The 19,207-nt window shown below is 59.3% G+C and carries 15 protein-coding genes; 9 read left to right on the top strand and 6 right to left on the bottom strand.

What is annotated here, in order from left to right; translation table 11 throughout:
- Positions 1-8 precede the first annotated feature (8 nt).
- From JFU37_RS14945 to JFU37_RS14910, 8 genes are all read left to right on the top strand, one after another.
- Positions 9-803: a carbon-nitrogen hydrolase family protein gene (locus tag JFU37_RS14945; RefSeq protein WP_201115998.1), complete on the top strand. Its 795-nt coding sequence runs from the start codon at positions 9-11 to the stop codon at positions 801-803.
- Positions 804-851: 48 nt separating this feature from the next.
- A complete protein-coding gene (gene pqqF / locus JFU37_RS14940; RefSeq protein WP_201115997.1) occupies positions 852-3,278 on the top strand; it encodes a pyrroloquinoline quinone biosynthesis protein PqqF in 2,427 nt (808 codons plus the stop codon).
- A gap of 155 nt (positions 3,279-3,433) precedes the next feature.
- Positions 3,434-3,508 carry a pyrroloquinoline quinone precursor peptide PqqA gene (gene pqqA, locus JFU37_RS14935; RefSeq protein ID WP_009045898.1) on the top strand — a complete coding sequence of 25 codons (75 nt, stop codon included), beginning with the start codon at positions 3,434-3,436 and terminating at the stop codon, positions 3,506-3,508.
- A gap of 85 nt (positions 3,509-3,593) precedes the next feature.
- Positions 3,594-4,505, top strand: coding sequence for a pyrroloquinoline quinone biosynthesis protein PqqB (gene pqqB / locus JFU37_RS14930; RefSeq protein ID WP_201115996.1), 912 nt, complete (start codon positions 3,594-3,596; stop codon positions 4,503-4,505).
- Positions 4,506-4,644: 139 nt separating this feature from the next.
- A complete protein-coding gene (gene pqqC, locus JFU37_RS14925) occupies positions 4,645-5,397 on the top strand; it encodes a pyrroloquinoline-quinone synthase PqqC (protein ID WP_201115995.1) in 753 nt (250 codons plus the stop codon).
- Complete coding sequence (gene pqqD, locus JFU37_RS14920; RefSeq protein WP_201115994.1) at positions 5,394-5,669, top strand: pyrroloquinoline quinone biosynthesis peptide chaperone PqqD; 276 nt, start codon at positions 5,394-5,396, stop codon at positions 5,667-5,669. The genes pqqC and pqqD overlap by 4 nt, the downstream gene beginning before the upstream one ends.
- A gap of 4 nt (positions 5,670-5,673) precedes the next feature.
- Positions 5,674-6,816, top strand: coding sequence for a pyrroloquinoline quinone biosynthesis protein PqqE (gene pqqE, locus JFU37_RS14915; RefSeq protein WP_201116500.1), 1,143 nt, complete (start codon positions 5,674-5,676; stop codon positions 6,814-6,816).
- Positions 6,782-8,608: a S9 family peptidase gene (locus JFU37_RS14910; RefSeq protein WP_201115993.1), complete on the top strand. Its 1,827-nt coding sequence runs from the start codon at positions 6,782-6,784 to the stop codon at positions 8,606-8,608. Before pqqE ends, JFU37_RS14910 begins: the two co-directional genes overlap by 35 nt.
- Positions 8,609-8,749: 141 nt before the next feature.
- Here JFU37_RS14910 and JFU37_RS14905 read toward each other — a convergent pair whose 3' ends face one another.
- The gene (locus JFU37_RS14905; RefSeq protein ID WP_007904205.1) at positions 8,750-8,908 is read right to left on the bottom strand and encodes a YqaE/Pmp3 family membrane protein; all 159 of its coding nucleotides are present in this window, start codon (positions 8,906-8,908) and stop codon (positions 8,750-8,752) included.
- Positions 8,909-9,103: 195 nt separating this feature from the next.
- The gene (locus tag JFU37_RS14900; RefSeq protein ID WP_201115992.1) at positions 9,104-10,345 is read right to left on the bottom strand and encodes an aspartate aminotransferase family protein; all 1,242 of its coding nucleotides are present in this window, start codon (positions 10,343-10,345) and stop codon (positions 9,104-9,106) included.
- 169 nt (positions 10,346-10,514) lie between these two features.
- Here JFU37_RS14900 and JFU37_RS14895 point away from each other — a divergent pair, with 169 nt between their 5' ends.
- Positions 10,515-11,429 carry a LysR family transcriptional regulator gene (locus JFU37_RS14895; protein WP_201115991.1) on the top strand — a complete coding sequence of 305 codons (915 nt, stop codon included), beginning with the start codon at positions 10,515-10,517 and terminating at the stop codon, positions 11,427-11,429.
- A 233-nt stretch (positions 11,430-11,662) separates the two neighbouring features.
- Here JFU37_RS14895 and JFU37_RS14890 read toward each other — a convergent pair whose 3' ends face one another.
- The 4 genes from JFU37_RS14890 to JFU37_RS14875 form a co-directional block, all read right to left on the bottom strand.
- Positions 11,663-13,441: an acyl-CoA dehydrogenase C-terminal domain-containing protein gene (locus JFU37_RS14890; RefSeq protein WP_201115990.1), complete on the bottom strand. Its 1,779-nt coding sequence runs from the start codon at positions 13,439-13,441 to the stop codon at positions 11,663-11,665.
- Between the two features lie 189 nt (positions 13,442-13,630).
- Entirely contained in the window at positions 13,631-15,427 is a 1,797-nt protein-coding gene (locus tag JFU37_RS14885; RefSeq protein ID WP_201115989.1) for an acyl-CoA dehydrogenase C-terminal domain-containing protein, read from the bottom strand.
- 90 nt (positions 15,428-15,517) lie between these two features.
- Positions 15,518-16,807, bottom strand: coding sequence for a GGDEF domain-containing protein (locus JFU37_RS14880; RefSeq protein WP_201115988.1), 1,290 nt, complete (start codon positions 16,805-16,807; stop codon positions 15,518-15,520).
- Positions 16,808-16,968: 161 nt separating this feature from the next.
- The gene (locus JFU37_RS14875) at positions 16,969-19,077 is read right to left on the bottom strand and encodes a cytochrome-c peroxidase (RefSeq protein ID WP_201115987.1); all 2,109 of its coding nucleotides are present in this window, start codon (positions 19,075-19,077) and stop codon (positions 16,969-16,971) included.
- Between the last annotated feature and the right edge of the window lie 130 nt (positions 19,078-19,207).

Below are 19,207 nucleotides of genomic sequence, written 5' to 3'. Positions count from 1 at the left end.
AATCCGAAATGCGCGTAGCCCTTTACCAATGTCCACCGCTGCCTCTGGATGTCGCTGGCAACCTGCAACGCCTGCATCAACTGGCGCTGGAGGCCAAGGGCGCAGATTTGCTGGTGCTGCCGGAGATGTTCCTGACCGGCTACAACATCGGCGTCGATGCCGTCAGCGTGCTGGCTGAGGTGCACGACGGTGAATCGGCGCAGCAGATCGCGCGCATCGCCAAGACCACCGGAATCGCCATTTTATATGGCTACCCCGAGCGCACCGAAGACGGGCAAATCTACAACGCCGTGCAGTTGATCGACGCCAACGGCGAGCGCCTGTGCAACTACCGCAAAACTCACCTGTTCGGCGAGCTCGATCACTCGATGTTCAGCGCAGGCGGGGATGACTTTCCGCTGGTAGAGCTCAATGGCTGGACGCTTGGATTCCTGATCTGTTACGACCTGGAGTTCCCGGAAAACGCCCGGCGCCTGGCTTTGGCCGGCGCCGAGCTGATTCTGGTGCCGACGGCGAACATGATTCCCTACGACTTTATCGCCGACGTCACCGTCCGTGCCCGGGCGTTCGAAAACCAGTGCTACGTGGCGTATGCCAACTACTGTGGCCACGAAGGCGAAATCCACTACTGCGGCCAGAGCAGCATCGCTGCGCCGGATGGCAACCGCATCGCCCAGGCAGGTCTGGATGAAGCATTGATTGTTGGCGAACTCGATCGCCAGTTGATGATCGATTCCCGCGCCGCCAATCGCTACTTTCTCGACCGCCGTCCCGAGCTTTACAGCGAGCTGAACAAGCGCTGATACACCGTTATCCGCTAGCATTAGCGCTTCTCTGTACTGGAAGTGCTCATGCCTGCGCTGAATCACCCTCGCCCCTGCACTGAAACCCTGGCCAACGGCCTGCGGGTGACGCTGCGTCACGTTCCCGAGTTGAAGCGTTGCGCTGCCGCGTTACGGGTTTACGCTGGCAGTCACGATGTGTCATTGGCGTGGCCCGGTCTGGCGCATTTTCTTGAGCATCTGCTGTTTCTGGGTACAGAGCGCTTTCCTGCCGACAACGCGCTGATGGCCTACGTTCAGGGGCATGGCGGGCAGGTGAACGCGCGGACCCGCGAACACACCACCGACTTCTTTTTCGAACTGCCACCTCTCGCCTTTAGCGGCGGGCTGGAGCGTCTGTCAGACATGCTCGCTCATCCGCGCATGAACCTGGACGATCAGCAGCGGGAACGGGAAGTGCTGCACGCTGAGTTTGTCGCCTGGTCGCAAGACGCTAACGCGCAACAGCAGTTGGCCTTGTTCGATGGGCTTTCGCCTGCTCACCCCTTGCGCGGGTTTCATGCCGGCAACCGCGACAGTCTGCCGGTGCTTCGATCTGAATTTCAGCAAGCGCTGGACGAGTTTTATCAGCGGTTTTATCGAACCGGCCAGATGTCCTTGAGCCTCGTCGGCCCGCAGAGTCTCGATGAGTTGACGGCGATGGCTCAGCGCTTTGGCGCTGCGATTCCTGTAGGGGAAGATGTCCCGCAACAAACGCCTACGCGGCTGATGGCGTCTGCTGCAACCAGTTATCAACAGGTGAACGAGCGGCGCCTCGATCTTCTGTTCACGTTCGAAGCGCTGCCTGAGTCATCGACGCAAGCATTAGCATTTCTGTGTCATTGGTTGAATGCCGCAAAGTCTGGCGGGCTGCTGGCGAAACTGCGAGAGGACGGTTTGGCTGACAGCCTCAAAGCCGTGCCGCTGTATCAATTCGCCGGGCAAGCCTTGCTGCACATCGAATTCGCAACGACTCAACCCGCGAAGGTGATTCAAGAACGGCTTCTGGATTGGCTGGGTTTTTTTGCCTCACATCACGATTGGGAAAACCTGCGCGAAGAATACGCCGCCGTGCTCCAGCGCCAACGGCAAGTCAGCGCTGCGTTGCAACGGGCCCAACAAGACATGGAGCAGATTGAAGCCGGGCTATCCGAAACGGGCGTTGTCGCACTCAAGGACATCCTGATTAAAATCGGCGCTGTGGATAACTTCAGCAGCGAATGGCAATTGCCGACACCCAATCCGTTTTTACGCACCGAGACACCCGCGCCCAGCGCCGGGCTGATTCGCGGCCAAACCAGCAAACACCGGGGTCTGCGCACATTTGCCCAGGATCGCTCGCGCAGCCGTCGCGAAAACTCTTCGATGCAGTTCAATCAGGCCTTGTCGGATAACACGGCTGACGGTGCGATTTACCTGCGTTGGCGACTCGAGTCCAAACCTCACCCACGCCTGCAATCGAGCCTGGAAAACCGCCTGCAACCATTGCGTGAAGAGGCTCGCCAGGCAGGCGTGGATTTTTCCTTCAGTGCATCAGGCAATGAGTGGCTGCTCAAAATGACCGGGCTGCAGGAGCCGATGCCAACAGTCCTCGAACATGCACTGAAAGAACTGACAAACGCTGATGCCGGTTTCTCACCAGAAGCATCGAAAAGCACTGCGCTGTTGCCCATTAAACAACTGCTGAAGGCCCTGCCCGATTATTGTCTGGCGCCCACGGCTGTCTCTGATGATTTGCAGCAGCTCTGGTCCAGTGCACGCTGGGAGGGTCTGGCGACCGGCCTGTCGGCGCAGACTCAAGCGGCGATGGCGTTTGCGTTGAGCCGCATGCCCGGTACTGCGGGTATTCAAGCGTTGCCTGCCCTCTCGATCAACTCACAACGCCTCTGGACCCAACTCGATGTGGATTCCAGCGAACATGCATTGCTGCTCTTCTGTCCGACCGCTAGCCTGGATATGGCCGATGAAGCCGCCTGGCGTTTACTCGCTCATGTGTGTCAGACGCCGTTCTATCAGCGCCTGCGAGTGGAGATGCAACTGGGCTATGCCGTATTCAGCGGCCTGCGCCAGATCCATGGCCAGACCGGGATTGTGTTTGGTGTGCAATCACCCGGCGTCGCCACTTTGGACCTGCTGGGACATATCGAACATTTCCTGCGGGGCCTGGAAGGGATGATCGACAACATCGATGACGTGACTTTCAACGGCCAGCGCCAGGCACTGGCCAATCAATTCGATAGCGCGGCGCTGCCTGATACACAGGCCGCCGAGCTGCTGTGGCAGGGCAAATTGGCCGGCCACTCGTCGGATTATCTGATGCAATTGCCCCAGGCGATTCTACTCATCGATCGCTCGGCGCTAGTGGCCGCGGTCCGACGTCTGAATCACGCCGAGGGCGGTTGGCGCTGCCTGGCCAGCGGGCCTTGCCCGAACACGTCCTGGCAAGTGACAAAATGATCATTACCGACGCTGCAATGAGCTTTCTCAAAGTTTCACGGGCGAGCACGCTGTAGTTTTGAGTAACATAGCCACCTAACTATCTGAACATCTCCGGCTGGAGGTGGACTATATGTATAGATCACAACTGTCCCATCACCTGAAGGAGCGCTCCCATGTCCTGGTCCAAACCTGCTTACACCGACCTGCGTATCGGCTTTGAAGTCACCATGTACTTCGCAAGCCGCTGAGTTCTGCCGTCAGGTAGAAAGCTTGGTCCAGCGCCTCGGTTTGCCGAGGCGTTTTTATTTACAGCGTTGAAAAGATGGAGCACCCATGTTTGTCCAGATTCTAGGTTCCGCCGCCGGCGGTGGTTTCCCCCAGTGGAACTGCAACTGTGTGAACTGCGCAGGTTTTCGCAGCGGGACCCTGCGGGCCCAGGCGCGGACCCAGTCGTCCATCGCGATTTCCGATGACGGCGTGAACTGGGTGCTGTGCAATGCCTCGCCGGACATCCGCGCTCAACTCCAGGGCTTCGCCCCGATGCAACCGGGCCGAGCCCTGCGCGATACCGGCATCAGCGCGATCATCCTGATGGACAGCCAGATCGACCACACCACCGGCCTGCTCAGTCTGCGTGAAGGTTGCCCGCATCAGGTCTGGTGCACTGACATGGTCCATGAAGACCTGAGCACCGGCTTCCCGCTGTTCACCATGCTGACCCACTGGAACGGCGGGCTGACCTGGAACCGCATCGAGCTCGACCGCAGTTTCATCATCCCGGCCTGCCCGAACCTGCGGTTCACCCCGTTACCGCTACGCAGCGCCGCACCACCCTACTCGCCGCACCGCTTCGACCCGCACCCGGGCGACAACATCGGCCTGATCGTCGAAGACCTGAACACGGGTGGCAAACTGTTTTATGCGCCGGGCCTGGGCAAGGTCGATGCGCCACTGCTGGACATCATGGCCAGCAGCGATTGCCTGTTGGTCGACGGCACGATGTGGGATGACGACGAAATGCAACGCCGTGGCGTCGGCACCCGCACTGGCCGGGAAATGGGCCACCTGGCGCAGAACGGCCCCGGCGGCATGCTGGAGGTACTGGAACAACTGCCACAACCGCGCAAAGTGCTTATCCATATCAATAACACCAACCCGATTCTCGATGAGGATTCGCCGGAGCGCGCCGAGCTGGTTCGGCGGGATGTTGAAGTGGCGTATGACGGCATGAGTATTGTGTTGTAGGACATCGAGACCGCTGCGCGGTCTATCGCGAGCAGGCTCGCTCCCACAGGGGATCGCATTCCAATGTGGGAGCGAGCCTGCTCGCGAAGACATCAGACCAGACACCACAGAATCTAGCGGTTGTTCCCGGAGAACCGAAATGACTGACACCGCAATGTCCCCCGCCGATTTCGAAGCCGCCCTGCGAGCGAAGGGTGCCTACTACCACATCCATCACCCCTACCACGTGGCGATGTATGAAGGCCGGGCGACCCGCGAACAGATCCAGGGTTGGGTCGCCAACCGCTTCTATTATCAGGTGAACATTCCCCTGAAGGACGCCGCGATCCTCGCCAACTGCCCGGACCGGGAGGTTCGTCGCGAGTGGATTCAGCGTCTGCTGGACCACGACGGTGCCCCTGGTGAAGACGGCGGTATCGAAGCCTGGCTGCGTCTGGGCCAGGCCGTCGGCCTCGACCCGGATCAGCTACGCTCGCAGGAACTGGTGCTGCCCGGTGTGCGTTTCGCCGTGGATGCCTACGTCAACTTCGCCCGCCGGGCCAGTTGGCAGGAAGCCGCCAGCAGCTCGCTGACCGAACTGTTTGCACCACAAATCCACCAATCGCGCCTGGACAGCTGGCCGCAGCATTACCCGTGGATCGACCCGGCCGGTTACGCGTATTTCCGTACCCGCCTGGGTCAGGCGCGACGCGACGTAGAGCACGGCCTGGCCATTACTTTGCAGCACTACACGACGCGGGAAGGCCAGGAGCGCATGCTGGAAATTCTCCAGTTCAAACTGGACATTCTTTGGAGCATGCTCGATGCCATGAGCATGGCCTACGAACTGAACCGCCCGCCGTATCACAGCGTCACCGGCCAGCGGGTCTGGCACAAAGGAATCACTTTATGAGTTTCGATCGCAGCAAGACCCCGACCTGGCGTCCTGGCTACCGTTACCAATACGAACCGGCGCAGAAAGGCCACGTGCTGCTGTACCCGGAAGGCATGATCAAACTCAATGAAAGCGCCGCGCTGATTGGCGGTTTGATCGACGGCCAACGCAACGTCTCGGCGATCATTGCCGAACTGGACGCGCAGTTCCCCGGCGTGCCCGAGCTCGCTGAGGACATCGAGCAATTCATGGAGGTCGCCCGTGCTCAGCACTGGATCGAACTTGCCTGATTCCGTGTCAGACACGTTACCGCCCAAACCGGACATCGGCCTGCCGCTGTGGCTGCTGGCCGAGCTGACCTATCGCTGTCCGCTGCAATGCCCCTACTGTTCCAATCCACTGGATTTCGCCGAGCAAGGCAAAGAACTGAGCACAGAACAGTGGATCAAGGTCTTTCGTGAAGCACGGGAGATGGGTGCGGCGCAGTTGGGTTTCTCCGGTGGCGAACCGTTGGTGCGCCAAGACCTCGCGGAACTGATCGCCGAGGCGCGCAAGCTGGGTTTCTACACCAACCTGATCACCTCCGGCATCGGTTTGACCGAGCAAAAAATCAGCGACTTCAAAAAGGCCGGTCTGGATCATATCCAGATCAGTTTTCAGGCCAGCGACGAGCAAGTGAACAACCTGCTGGCCGGCTCAAAAAAGGCGTTTGCCCAGAAGCTCGACATGGCCCGTGCGGTGAAGGCCCACGGCTATCCGATGGTGCTGAACTTCGTGACCCATCGGCACAATATCGACAAGATCGACCGCATTATCGAACTGTGCATCGCCCTTGAGGCGGACTTCGTCGAACTCGCCACCTGCCAGTTTTACGGGTGGGCGCAGCTCAATCGCGTCGGTCTGTTGCCGACCCGGGAGCAACTGGTCCGGGCCGAACGCATCACCAATGAATACCGCGCCAAACTGGAAGCCGAAGGGCATCCGTGCAAGCTGATATTCGTCACACCGGACTATTACGAAGAACGCCCGAAAGCCTGCATGAATGGCTGGGGGAGTATTTTTCTGACGGTCACGCCGGACGGAACTGCCTTGCCTTGTCATGGCGCCCGACAGATGCCAGTGCAATTTCCCAACGTGCGCGACCACAGCATGCAGCACATCTGGTACGACTCGTTCGGCTTCAACCGCTTTCGCGGCTACGACTGGATGCCCGAGCCGTGCCGCTCCTGCGATGAGAAAGAAAAAGACTTCGGCGGCTGCCGGTGCCAGGCGTTCATGCTCACGGGTGATGCGAGCAACGCCGACCCGGTGTGCAGCAAATCAGAACATCACGGCGTGATCCTCAAGGCCCGCGAAGAAGCCGAGCACGCGACCCAGACCATCAAACAATTGGCCTTTCGCAATGAACGAAACTCACGACTCATCGCTAAAAGCTGAACCTTTCAGCGCCATCAGGGCTGTCGCCGCCGGTATCGACTTTGCCGAGTTGCAGCTGGGCCGCCATGGCCTGTTCTGGAACGAATACCGTCCCGAGGATGCTGCCTGCCGCATCTGGCATTGGCGTGATGGCCAGGCCCATTGCCTGACACCGGCGGGCTTCAGTGTGCGCAGTCGGGTGTACGAATATGGCGGCGGAGCGTTTTGTCTGGCCGATGACGGGATAGTTTTCGTCAACGAGGCGGACCAGCAGCTGTATCGACAATCGCTGAAGGGCGAGACACCTGAGGTGCTGACTTCAAGCGATTGCCGCTACGGCGATCTGCAGTTCGCCAATGGACAGGTGCTCGCGGTTGAAGAGAACCGTGATCGGCATCGCTTGGTGGCTATTGATCTGGCTGACGGCAGGCGTCATCTGCTGGCCGAAGGCGCCGACTTCTATGCTGCGCCGACGTTGAGTCCGGACGCGCAACGCTTGGCGTGGATCGAATGGAGCCGTCCGGATCAGCCATGGACAGCGACCCGCCTGATGGTTGCCGATCGCCAGAGCGATGGCAGTTTTGCTCAATCGCGTTGCGTGGCTGGCGATAGTGTTCAGGAGTCGCTGCAACAACCTCGTTTCGATAACAGCGGCCGTCTGTTTTGCTTGACGGATCGCGGTAGTTTTTGGCAACCCTGGATGGAATCGGCAAACGGTCTGAGCCCGCTGCCGAGTGCCGCTGCTGATCATGGGCCAGCACCGTGGCAGCTGGGTGGCAGCACTTGGTTGCCACTGAGCGAAAGCAGCTATCTGGCAAGCTGGACCGAAGGCGGGTTTGGCCGACTGAGCCTTTGCGGTGACACCGATGAAGATTTCACCGGTGCTTACAGCCGTTTCCGCCATCTCGCACTGGATAAGCAGTTCATTTACTGCATCGCCGCATCGCCGATCAGTTCGGCGGCGGTCATTGCCATCGACCGCGATACCCGACAGGTCAAGGTACTGGCCGGCGGGGTTGCACCGTTACCTGCCGAGCAGATCAGCGTCCCGCAAACCCTGCGTTATCCCAGCGGCTCGGGTGAGGCCCACGGCTTCTTCTATCCGGCAATGAACGGCGATGCGAAACCGCCGCTGGTGGTGTTTATCCACGGGGGTCCGACATCAGCGTGCTACCCGATGCTCGATCCGCGCATCCAGTACTGGGCGCAACGCGGCTTCGCTGTCGCGGACCTCAACTACCGTGGCAGCAGTGGCTATGGCCGGGCCTATCGCCAGGCGCTGCATTTGAGTTGGGGCGAGGTGGATGTGGAAGACGCCTGCGCGGTTGTCGCCCATCTCGCCGAACGCGGGTTGATCGACGGCGACAAAGCGTTTATTCGCGGCGGCAGTGCCGGGGGTTACACCACCCTTTGCGCGCTGGCCTTCCACAACGTGTTCCGCGCCGGCGCCAGTCTTTATGGCGTCAGCGACCCTGTTGCGCTCGGCCGGTCGACCCACAAATTTGAAGGTGATTACCTGGATTGGCTGATTGGCGATCCGGTGCAGGATGCCGAGCGCTATGCCGCACGGACGCCGTTATTGCACGCGAGCAATATCAAGGTGCCGGTGATTTTCTTTCAGGGGGAACTGGATGCGGTGGTTGTGCCGCAACAGACGCGGGACATGGTCACGGCGCTGGAAGGTAACGGCTTGCTGGTTGAAGCTCATTATTACGCGGATGAACGCCACGGCTTTCGCAAGGCCGGCAACCAGGCCCATGCGCTGGAGCAGGAGTGGTTGTTTTATCGGCGGGTGATGGAGCTGGCGGACTGAAGGCTGTGTTTTGTACTGGAATTGTGGCGCCCCCTTCGCGAGCAGGCTCGCTCCCACATTTAATCGTGCTCCACCAGGAGAACCCGGTCGAGTGTGGGAGCGAGCCTGCTCGCGAAAGCGATCTATCTGACGCGGCTGAACTCAACGCTTGGCGATGATGTACACCGCATGCACGATCCCCGGAATATAACCGCACAACGTCAGCAGAATATTCAGCCAGAACGCGCCGGCGAAACCGACTTGCAGAAACACACCCAATGGCGGCAACAGAATGGCGATGATGATGCGAATAAAGTCCATGGGGGCAGCTCCTGATTTGAAGTGGGCTCTTGGGAGCCATACAACTAATCGACCCGCGCCGTTCGTCAGGGTTCAGTACGAATCTTCGCCGAATGTGAATTCGCGGACAAAAAAACGCCCCACGCGAAAACATCAAACGTGGGGCGACGCGTTATACCGCGAGACGGTTCGGGAATGTATGTAGGTAAGGTCCGATCAGACCGCAATCCCTTTGCGGCACTGCAGTTGCGCGGTGCGTACACGGGAAAACGCGCGGGCCAGGCGCAGGAGCATTTCGTCGATGTTGGCTTTGCTGACAGTGAGGGCCGGGGTAAAGCGCAGGCAATCGGGCTGTGGGGTATCGAGCAGCAAGCCTTCGTACAACGCCGCTTTTACGACGGCGTCAGACGAATCTTCAGACAGTGTCAGTCCCCAGAGCAGTCCTTGCCCGCGTAATTCGCCGTGACCGTATCGATTGGACAAACGCTCCAGGCCTTCGCGCAGGTGCTGACCGGTGTCCTTAACATGGTCGAGAAAACCCTTGTCCTGAACGCTGTCGAACACGGCAAGCCCCGCCGCCGTCATCAATGCATTGCCATGATGGGTGCCCATCATTTCGCCGACGTCGAAACAGCAGGCCTTGCCCCGCGCCAGCAACGCGGCCAATGGCACGCCACCGCCGAGCCCTTTGCCAAGGGCAATAATGTCTGCCCGAACGCCGTAGGACTGTTCGGCGAGCAACGTGCCACAACGCCCCATGCCGGTTTGCACTTCGTCGAAGATCAGCAGGATACCCAGCTCACGACACAGGCGTTCGACACCCTTGAGGTAATGTTCGGTGGCGGGGATTACACCGGCGTAGCTCTGGATGGGTTCGAGCATGATCGCGACGGTCTGGGCGTCGACGGCCGCATGCAATGCGCGAAGATCATTGAATGGCACGTGGTGGAAGTCCGGCGTCGAAATCACCCCCGGACTACGACCATGGCAGCCCTTGCTGGCAACGATAATCCGCGAAGCGCCGCCGCGATGTCGTTGACCCCATTTACGCGCCAGCTTGATCGCCGCCTCACAGGCTTCACTGCCGCTGTTGAGCAGGTACGCCTGGTCACTGCCGGTGCTTGCGCACAGACGTTCAGCGAGGTTGAGCATGCCGCGGTTATGTACGCCGAAGCCGGGATTGATCAGCGAATGCGCCTGCGCCGTGATGGCGTTGACCAGTACCGAGGGGCTGTGTCCAAGGCTATTGGCCCCGCTACCCTGGGAAAAATCCAGATAAGCGCGATCGTCGCTGTCCCACAACCAGGAGCCTTGGCCACGTACAAAAATGTGTTTCGGCCGCTCAACACTGGGCATCAGGCACTCGCTGCTAAGGTTATCGCCCCAGGACGCCTGAGTAGGGTCCACGAACAGGTCATCAAGACTGGGTGGATTGCGACGCAAACTGAACAGATTCAATTGAAAACACCTCGCCTGAGGTTTTTTGCCTTACCTATGTAAACACCACCGACGTAAACGGTATTCATAGCGTTCTGTGGCCCTGTAAGCCTTGTGAATGCGGTTAGACTAGGCTCAGGCGAGGCGTTCAGCCATTTCGATTTTTCAGCATTTTCGATAAGTGTTACTTATGGATTTCAAGCAACTGCGTTATTTCGTCGCGGTCTACGAGGAAGGCCATGTAGGCCGGGCTGCCGAGCGACTTTCGATCTCCCAACCGGCGTTGTCGCAACAGATTCGTCACCTTGAACAGAACCTCGATGTCAGTCTGTTCGAGCGCAGCAGCAAACGCCTGCTGCCAACACTGGCGGCCCACACGCTGTACGACCATGCCCTGCCATTGCTCGACGGTCTGCAACGGGCGCGGGAAGCCCTTGGCAATTTCAAGGGACAGGCGCTGCGCACGCTGGCCATCGGTGTATTGCAGACCGTCCACAGCAGCCTGGTGCCGCAGATGCTCGAACGGGTGCGCAAGGCGCAACCGCATCTGGTGGTGCAAATCTACGAATTGTCGGGGCTGGAAATCGAACGGCGCCTGCTCAATGGCTCGCTCGACATCGGCATCAGCTATCTGCCGCCGCGGCAGCCGGGGTTGCACGGCGTGATGCTGTACGAGGATGAGTTGACGCTGGTCATCCCGGCAGACCACCCGTTACGCGAATTCAAGAAAGTCTCGATGAGCCAGGCCGCCGAACTGCCGATGTTGCTGCTGGGTGAGGAGTTTCAGGTGCGGCAGATCTGGCAGGCACAACTGGCCAATCTGGGTCGACGCCCACACGTTCAGGCGGAACTGAACAACATGGCGGGGATTCTCGACAGTCTGCCTCACACTCGACTCGCCACGGTGCTGCCCGGGCGCTCGCAAAAGACCCTCGACACCCACGAACTGCTGTGGAAACCGCTGACCGAGCCACGGGTACCGCTCAAAGTCGGATTGGTGTGTCGCGATGTGCAGCGACAACAAGCCTCGCTGGCCTTATTGCGCACGCTGTTGGAAGAAGTGATGAACGGACCGGATGAGGCTCGAAAACCCTTGATGGGCTGAGCCCGGCCACTTTTCTGCAGGCAAAAGAAAACCCCGCCGAAGCGGGGCTTTGCAGACTGTTTCCCTGACATCCATTTCACTCCGCCGTCCTGGCAGAATCCTACGTGTCCGTGTTGTTGCTTTGCGCTTCCTGCGCGACATCCATGAGCAGTAGATTAGCCGTGGATCCAATCTGCTTCTATGGGAGAACAGCAGTACGTTATGTAGGAGAATGCTTACATAACGTTACGTTGTCAGAACTGTGCAGCGTCCAGCAGGAACAGCGACTCGCTACCGGCCTTCACCGACGCACTCAACGAGTGAATGCGCGGCAGCAGGCGGGCGAAATAGAACCGTGCCGTGCCCAACTTGCTCGCGTAGAAATCGTCCTGTGCTTCTTTGCCCAAGGCCGCCTTGGCCATCAATGCCCACATGTAGGCGTAAGCCACATAACCGAAGGTTTGCAGGTACTCGACCGAGGCCGCGCCGATTTCGTTCGGATTGTTTTTCGCCTTGTCCAGCAACCACGCGGTCAATTCGTCGAGTGTGGTCACGGCATTGTTCAGCGGTTTGGTGAACTCGGCCAAATCAGCGCTGGCAGTCGCGGTGAAATGACGAATCTCGTCAGCAAACAGGTTATAGAACGCCCCGCCGGTGCCGACGATCTTGCGTCCGACCAGGTCCAGCGCCTGAATGCCGTTGGTGCCTTCGTAGATCTGCGTGATGCGCACATCGCGCACCAGTTGCTCTTGGCCCCACTCACGGATGTAACCGTGGCCGCCGAACACCTGCTGGCCGTGAATCGTGGTTTCCAGACCGAGGTCGGTCAGGAACGCCTTGGCCACCGGGGTCAGCAAGGCCACCAGATCTTCCGCGCGTTTGCGGGTGGTGGCGTCTTCGCTGAACTTGGCCGTGTCGAGTTGCATGGCCACGTACGTCGAGAAGGCTCGGCCGCCTTCGTTCGAGGCCTTCATGGTCAGCAGCATGCGACGCACGTCCGGGTGGACGATGATCGGGTCAGCGACTTTGTCTTTGTTCTGCGCGCCAGTCGGCGAACGGCTTTGCAGACGGTCACGCGCGTATTCAACGGCGTTCTGGTACGAGCGCTCGCCACTGGCCAGGCCTTGAATACCAACCCCAAGACGCTCGTAGTTCATCATGGTGAACATCGCGGCCAGGCCTTTGTTCGGCTCGCCGACCAGATAACCCACCGCTTCGTCGAAGTTCATCACGCAGGTCGCGGACGCCTGGATACCCATCTTGTGTTCGATCGAACCGCAGTTCGCCGGGTTACGTGCACCCAGGCTGCCATCGGCATTGACCATGAACTTCGGCACCAGGAACAGCGAAATGCCTTTTGGCCCCGCCGGCGCGTCCGGCAGTTTGGCCAGTACCAGGTGAATGATGTTCTCGGTCAGGTCGTGTTCGCCGCCGGTGATGAAGATCTTGGTGCCGCTGACTTTGTAAGAACCGTCGGCCTGAGGTTCGGCCTTGGTGCGGATGATCCCCAGGTCTGTACCGGCGTGCGGCTCGGTCAGGCACATGGAGCCGGCCCAGACACCGGCGTACATGTTCGGCAGGTACGCCGCTTTCAGCGCTTCGCTGGCGTGGGCATTGATCGACAGGCAGGCGCCCGCGGTCAGCATCGGGTACAAACCGAACGACAGGCTGGCGGAGTTGACCATTTCTTCGACCTGGGCCGAAACAGCCTTGGGCATGCCCATGCCGCCATAGGTCGGATCGCCACCGACACCGACCCAACCGCCTTCAGCGTAAGTCTGATAAGCCTGTGGGAAACCTGCCGGCGTGGTGACCGCACCGTCCGCCCAGTGGCAACCTTCTTCGTCAGCTGCACGGCTCAGGGGCGCGATGCTTTTGCTGGTGACCTTGCCGGCCTCCTCAAGAATGGCTTCAACGGTTTCCGCGTCAACGGTATCCGCCAGTGCCGGCAACTCGGCCCAGAGTTTGGCGACCTCGAAAACTTCATTGAGGACGAAGCGCATATCGCGCAGGGGCGCTTTGTAGTCAGCCATGGCAAACCTCGTAAGATCTAAACAGGTGATTCGTAGGAATGGTGCTTTCGTTGGGCCGGAGTGTACCCCAACAACTTTTACGACACATAGGGTCAACCCATGACCATTTTGTAAACTTTAGTCACTGACTATTCAGTCATAAAAAAAGCCCGCAGTCAGGCGGGCTTCTTTGTGACTGGTTTTAAAAGACTAAAGCGCAAACAGCTCCGCTGGCAGCTTCATCAGGCAATCGCTACCCGCCTCGACAGCCGCCCGATGAGCGGTGGTGCGCGGCAAAAGACGCTTGAAGTAAAACTCGCAGGTTGCCAGTTTGCCTCGGCAGAAATCGGCATCACCACTGCCCGAATCGAGCTGCGCCTGAGCCACCAGCGCCATGCGCAGCCACAAGTAGCCGAGGATGATGTAGCCGCTGTACATCAAGTAATCCACCGACGCCGCGCCGACTTCGTCCGGATTTTTCATCGCTGCCATGCCGACCTGCGTGGTCAACTCGCCCCACTGTCGATTCAGGTCGTTGAGCTGCGCTACATAACTGGCGAGTTGCGGATGCCCGGCGTTTGCCGCGCAGAACCTGTGGACGATTTTGGTAAAGCCGCGCAGCAGTTTGCCCTGGCTACCGAGCACCTTTCGCCCCAGCAGATCCAGTGCCTGAATCCCGTTGGTGCCTTCGTAGATCGGGGCGATCCGGCAGTCGCGAACCAACTGCTCCATGCCCCATTCACGAATGAACCCGTGACCACCAAACACTTGCATGCCGTGGTTGGTCACTTCCAGCCCGGTGTCGGTCATGAAGGCTTTGCAGATCGGCGTCAGGAACGCCAGCAGGTCTTCAGCGTCCTGACGCGCCGACTCATCCGGGCTCAGATGTGCCACGTCCAACAGTTGCGCAGTGAAATAGGTGAGTGCGCGGTTGCCCTCATTGAAGGCCTTCATGGTCAACAACATCCGGCGCACATCAGGGTGAACGATGATCGGATCGGCGGCTTTCTCCGGCGCTTTCGGGCCGGTCAGCGAACGCATCTGCAGCCGGTCATTGGCGTACTTGATCGCGCCCTGAAAACTCGCCTCCCCCAAACACATTCCCTGCATGCCGGTGCCCAGGCGTGCGTGGTTCATCATGGTGAACATGCAGTTCAGGCCCTTGTTCGGCTCACCGATCAGGAAACCCTTGGCCTCGTCAAAGTTCAGCACACAGGTGGCCGACGCCTTGATGCCCATCTTGTGTTCGATGGAGCCACAGGAAACACCGTTACGCTCACCCGCTTCACCCTCGGCATCGGGTAGGAACTTGGGAACGATGAACAGCGAAATGCCCTTGGTGCCGGCCGGAGCATCCGGCAGTTTCGCCAGCACCAGGTGAATGATGTTGTCGCTCAGGTCGTGCTCGCCGGCCGAGATGAAAATCTTGCTGCCGGAGATCGCGTAACTGCCATCCCCCTCAGGCACGGCGCGGGTCTTGATGATGCCCAGGTCGGTGCCGCAATGGGCTTCGGTCAGGCACATGGTGCCGGTCCATTGGCCGGCGGTGAGTTTGCTCAGGTACGTCTGCTTTTGCGCTTCGGTGCCGTGGGCATGGATCGCCGACATCGCACCGTGGGTCAGTCCGGGGTACATGCCCCAAGAGGTGTTGCTGGAACCGATCATCTCGCTGATGACCAGCCCCAGTGAACTCGGCAAACCCTGGCCGCCGTAAACCGGGTCGGCCGCCAGACCGTGCCAGCCACCTTCAACGTAGTGTGCAAATGCCTGCTTGAAACCTGTCGGCGTGGTGACCACGCCATTGTCGAAATGGCAGCCTTCTTCGTCGCAGCTGCGATTTAACGGCGCGAGAACGTTCTCACAGAACTTCGCGCCTTCTTCGAGGATCGCGTTGACCATGTCCGGACTGGCGTCAGTGGCGCCCAGCGCGGCGTAGTTGCTATGGAAATCGAAGACATGGTCGATCAGAAAGTGCATGTCGCGCAGGGGGGCTTTGTACTCAGGCATGGTCATTTCTCCGGCAGCAGATTGCTCAAACCTACTGCCGTCGACCGTGCCCCACAATCACAGTCCAGACGCTGAATGCGCCATCATTACTCAACCCGCAGCGGCATCCATACGCACCGCGCCACGACGGGTCTGACCGAAGGCCACCACACAGTTTCGCCCGGCGCCCTTCGCGCTGTAGAGCGCCTCGTCCGCGGACTTCAGCACTTTTTCGGGGGTACGCTGCTCCACGCGCTCGGCAACACCGATGCTGACGGTCACCGACACGCTTGAGGCACCTGAACCCGTGCGGCGCTGGCGCCCCTGTTGATCATCCTGAGGACGGTTGTCCTGATTGCGCAGTTGAATGTTGTAGGTGGCGATGGACTCACGGATGACTTCCAGGTGCGGCATGCACTCTTCAAGGGTTTTGCCCGCGAACACCAGCGCAAATTCCTCACCGCCGTAGCGATACGCCCTACCGCCCCCACCGATTTTCGACAGTTTGCTGGCAACCAGTCGCAGCACTTGGTCGCCAACATCGTGACCGTGGGTGTCGTTGAATTTCTTGAAGTGGTCGACGTCGCTCATGGCCAGCACGTAATTGCGCCCTAGCCGCTGCATGCGCTCGTTCAAGGCGCGGCGGCCAGGAAGGCCGGTGAGTTCATCGCGGAAGGCCATTTGATAAGCCTCATGGGCCACGGCAGCGGCGATCATCAGCATCACTTGGCTGCACATGATGTTCAGCGTGAACGGCAAGATGAAGGTTTTCGGTAACATCCAGAATAAACCGAGCAGGCCCACCCATTGCGCAGCGTGCAGAGGCCTTGGGTTACGCCAGTATTGCCAGCTCAACAATACGAACGAGGCAATGAATACCGGGTAAGACAACTGGATCAAGTTCATCCAGGCGCCGTGCAAGGCGGGCCAACGGATCTCCGACAACCACATCAACAGCGCATGTGGGTAACTTTGCTCCAGCCCCAGCGTAACGCTGCCGATCGCCAGCAACACGGCGAAACGCGCCACCATGTCCTGAAACAGATGGGTACGCTCCTGCCAGGCGGCGAATATGCCAAACAGCAGCGGCAGTAACAGGCAACACAAATGAAACACCACGGCGGCGTCGTCACGCACCTTGCCGTTGTCGCGGTAGTAGTCGGTCTGGGTGTCGAGCAGAAAGTAGGCGATGTACACCGTCACCATCAGAAACAGTTCACGCTGACGTCGGTAAACCGCGCAGTAAGCACCGCCGAGCAGCAGGACCAGGGTGGGCAGCACGTTGAACAGCGAGGTGAAGAAGACGTTGAGATCTTTCACGTACGCAGCCGCAAGCCCCGCGAGCAACAACAGTAATGAGGGCAAAAAATGACTGAAACGTACAGCAGAAGAACGCGGCAAGGGGTAGAGCTCCGACCGTCATAGCAATAGATGGCATTGTGCCCTCACTTTAGCGGCCGATTGGCTGATTTTCTGAATGATTTGCCAGATTTTTTTATCGAGCGCGTTACTGACTGCAACCGGTGCAGCCAGTAACGCCAATATGGACTCCGATTACGCCCTCAAAGGTCGTTATAGAACGGCTGCAAAGGCCCCTCGCTGAGGCTGCGGCCTTCGGCACCAGTGGGTTTGAGCGCCAAAGGTGCATCCAGCGCCTGCCGGGTCGTTATCTTGGGGCTGGCAGGCCGTTGCGTGACGGCGTTTTCGTCACCGACGTGACCTTGTGGCAGGACCAGCGATGGATGATCGAACGGTGCTTGCTCCCACGCGACTCGCGGATCGGTCAACCCGACTTCCATGAATTTGACCAGCGCATCCATTTCATCAGGGGTGAGGTTCAGGGCGGTCATGTCCGGATCGAGGTTGGAGGTATTGTGCTGATTCACGGCAGGGTGTTCGAATCCACTGGTGTTGTTCGCATCCTCGCCGCGCCGGTCACCGCCGCGGTTGTAAAACTCCATGACCTGCTTGAGTGTCGCCCGGCTGCCATTGTGGAAATAGGGCCCGGTCAACGCGATGTTACGCAACGTCGGTGTCTTGAAGGCACCATCGACCGCATCACGGAAACCGACATTGGGTGTGAGCGTAGCGTCACAGGGAATCGCCGCGCTCAAGGGGGCTTCAAACGTGCACACGTCAACGTCCAGCGGGTCAGGTACTTTGCCGCCTTTCAGTGCGGTGTTGTATTGACGGGTGAAGGACAGCGGATTGCCCCACGCGTCCGCCCCACCCAGCGCCAAATCCTCCGACGTCGGGCGCACACCTGTGTTGTAAAAGCCATTGTCGTAGAGCGTGGTCAGGTTGTCGGCCATCACCATTCGTTCGATGCGCTCGCGAGGATGAAACAGCAAACGGCTGCCAGCGTTGGTCAACTCGGCCCCACCGTGGCAACTGACACACTTGCCCTTGCCGAGGAACAGATTCATGCCCTGTACCTGTTGATCATTCATGGCCGAATGATCTCCCTGCAAATAGGCATCCAGCGGTGCCTGATCCGAGATCAGCGTGGCTTCGTACATCTGAATCGCCAGCCCGAAGAACAGCGGAAAGTTGGCCTCGATCTGGCTATACGGTGCGCCGCCCAGCGAGACCTGCTGCGTGGCGTTCCACAGCCGAGGCTGGAAGGCTGCCTTGATCAGTTCACGATAGGTGGGTCGACGCGCACCGGAAACCGGGCCAAGGACCGAATCGGTGGATGAAATCCGCTGCTGCTTGAGCATCAATGTGTCGAGCATACGTCGACCAATGTCGGCGAAGGTCCGCCCGCCGCAAGACATTTCGACTGCGCTGCCCGGTGGCCCCACAGCCTGCGAGGCGGCAGAAGCATTGTTGAGTGCCAGTTTCACCTTCACCGCAACGCCACTGCGATCGCTGGTCACAAAGATCCCGGCGTCAGGATCTCGATTACCGAACGGGGAGAAACCGTTAAAAACGTTATTGGCCCGGCCATCCCAGAAGTTGCGCACGTTGAACGCTGCATTGATCACCGACGGCGCGTTACGCCCGGTACTGCGACGGACATTGATGCCGCCCACCTGAAAGATGCCGTCCGGCTGCTGCGTGCACTTGTCGAAGCGCGGTTGATTCGGTTTGACGAAGTTGGCGTCGAACACGCCTTGCGAGCCGATCACATCGTCCGTCGAATAGAGGATGGGTGAATTGCGATTCAGCGGATCCGCCAGCACGTGGGTTGGAAAGTCGGTTTTCTTGAGCGTGTAATTCGGGCCGCCCTTGCCGCCTGACAGGGTCGCGTAGGAAGCGACATCGCCCGGAATATCCGACGCTACAAAGGGTTTGTTGAAGATCGACGCGACGTTCGCGTTAGTGTGAGCCTGGCCGGGGTTGATCTGGTTGGTGATGCGGTGATCGACGCCCGCGTGAAAGTGACAAGACGCACAGGCGGTGGCGCTGTCACTGCCGACCTCCATGTCCCAGAACAGCGCCTTGCCCAACAGAATCGCCGCCCCGCGGTTGAGGACGTAGTCGGTCATCAGGTCGACTTTGCGCCCGCCTTCGGTTCCCGAAGGGTCCGGCGGTGTCATGCCGCGCAGTGATTGCAACGCGGGTACGTCCAGCGCGGGGACATTAATCGCTGGAGCCGTAGCGCCAAGCGCACTCTGGACAGACAGCACGAACAGGCAGGCCAAACGAACAATTTGAGAGGTGTTCATGCGCTTCCCCCTGATATTAAACAGCACAAGATTCCGCTTTGCTGTCGGTTATCAAGTGTTTTGCAATTAATCTGCCAGACCGTTAATAGGGCCTTCCGTCAGGCGCTGGCCCTGTCAATGCGTCGTTGCG

Source organism: Pseudomonas sp. TH41 (genome assembly GCF_016650695.1).
In the GTDB taxonomy this organism is placed as follows: domain Bacteria; phylum Pseudomonadota; class Gammaproteobacteria; order Pseudomonadales; family Pseudomonadaceae; genus Aquipseudomonas.
Note: the sequence above shows the minus strand (reverse complement) of the source record. Positions and strands in the feature narration are given on the sequence as shown.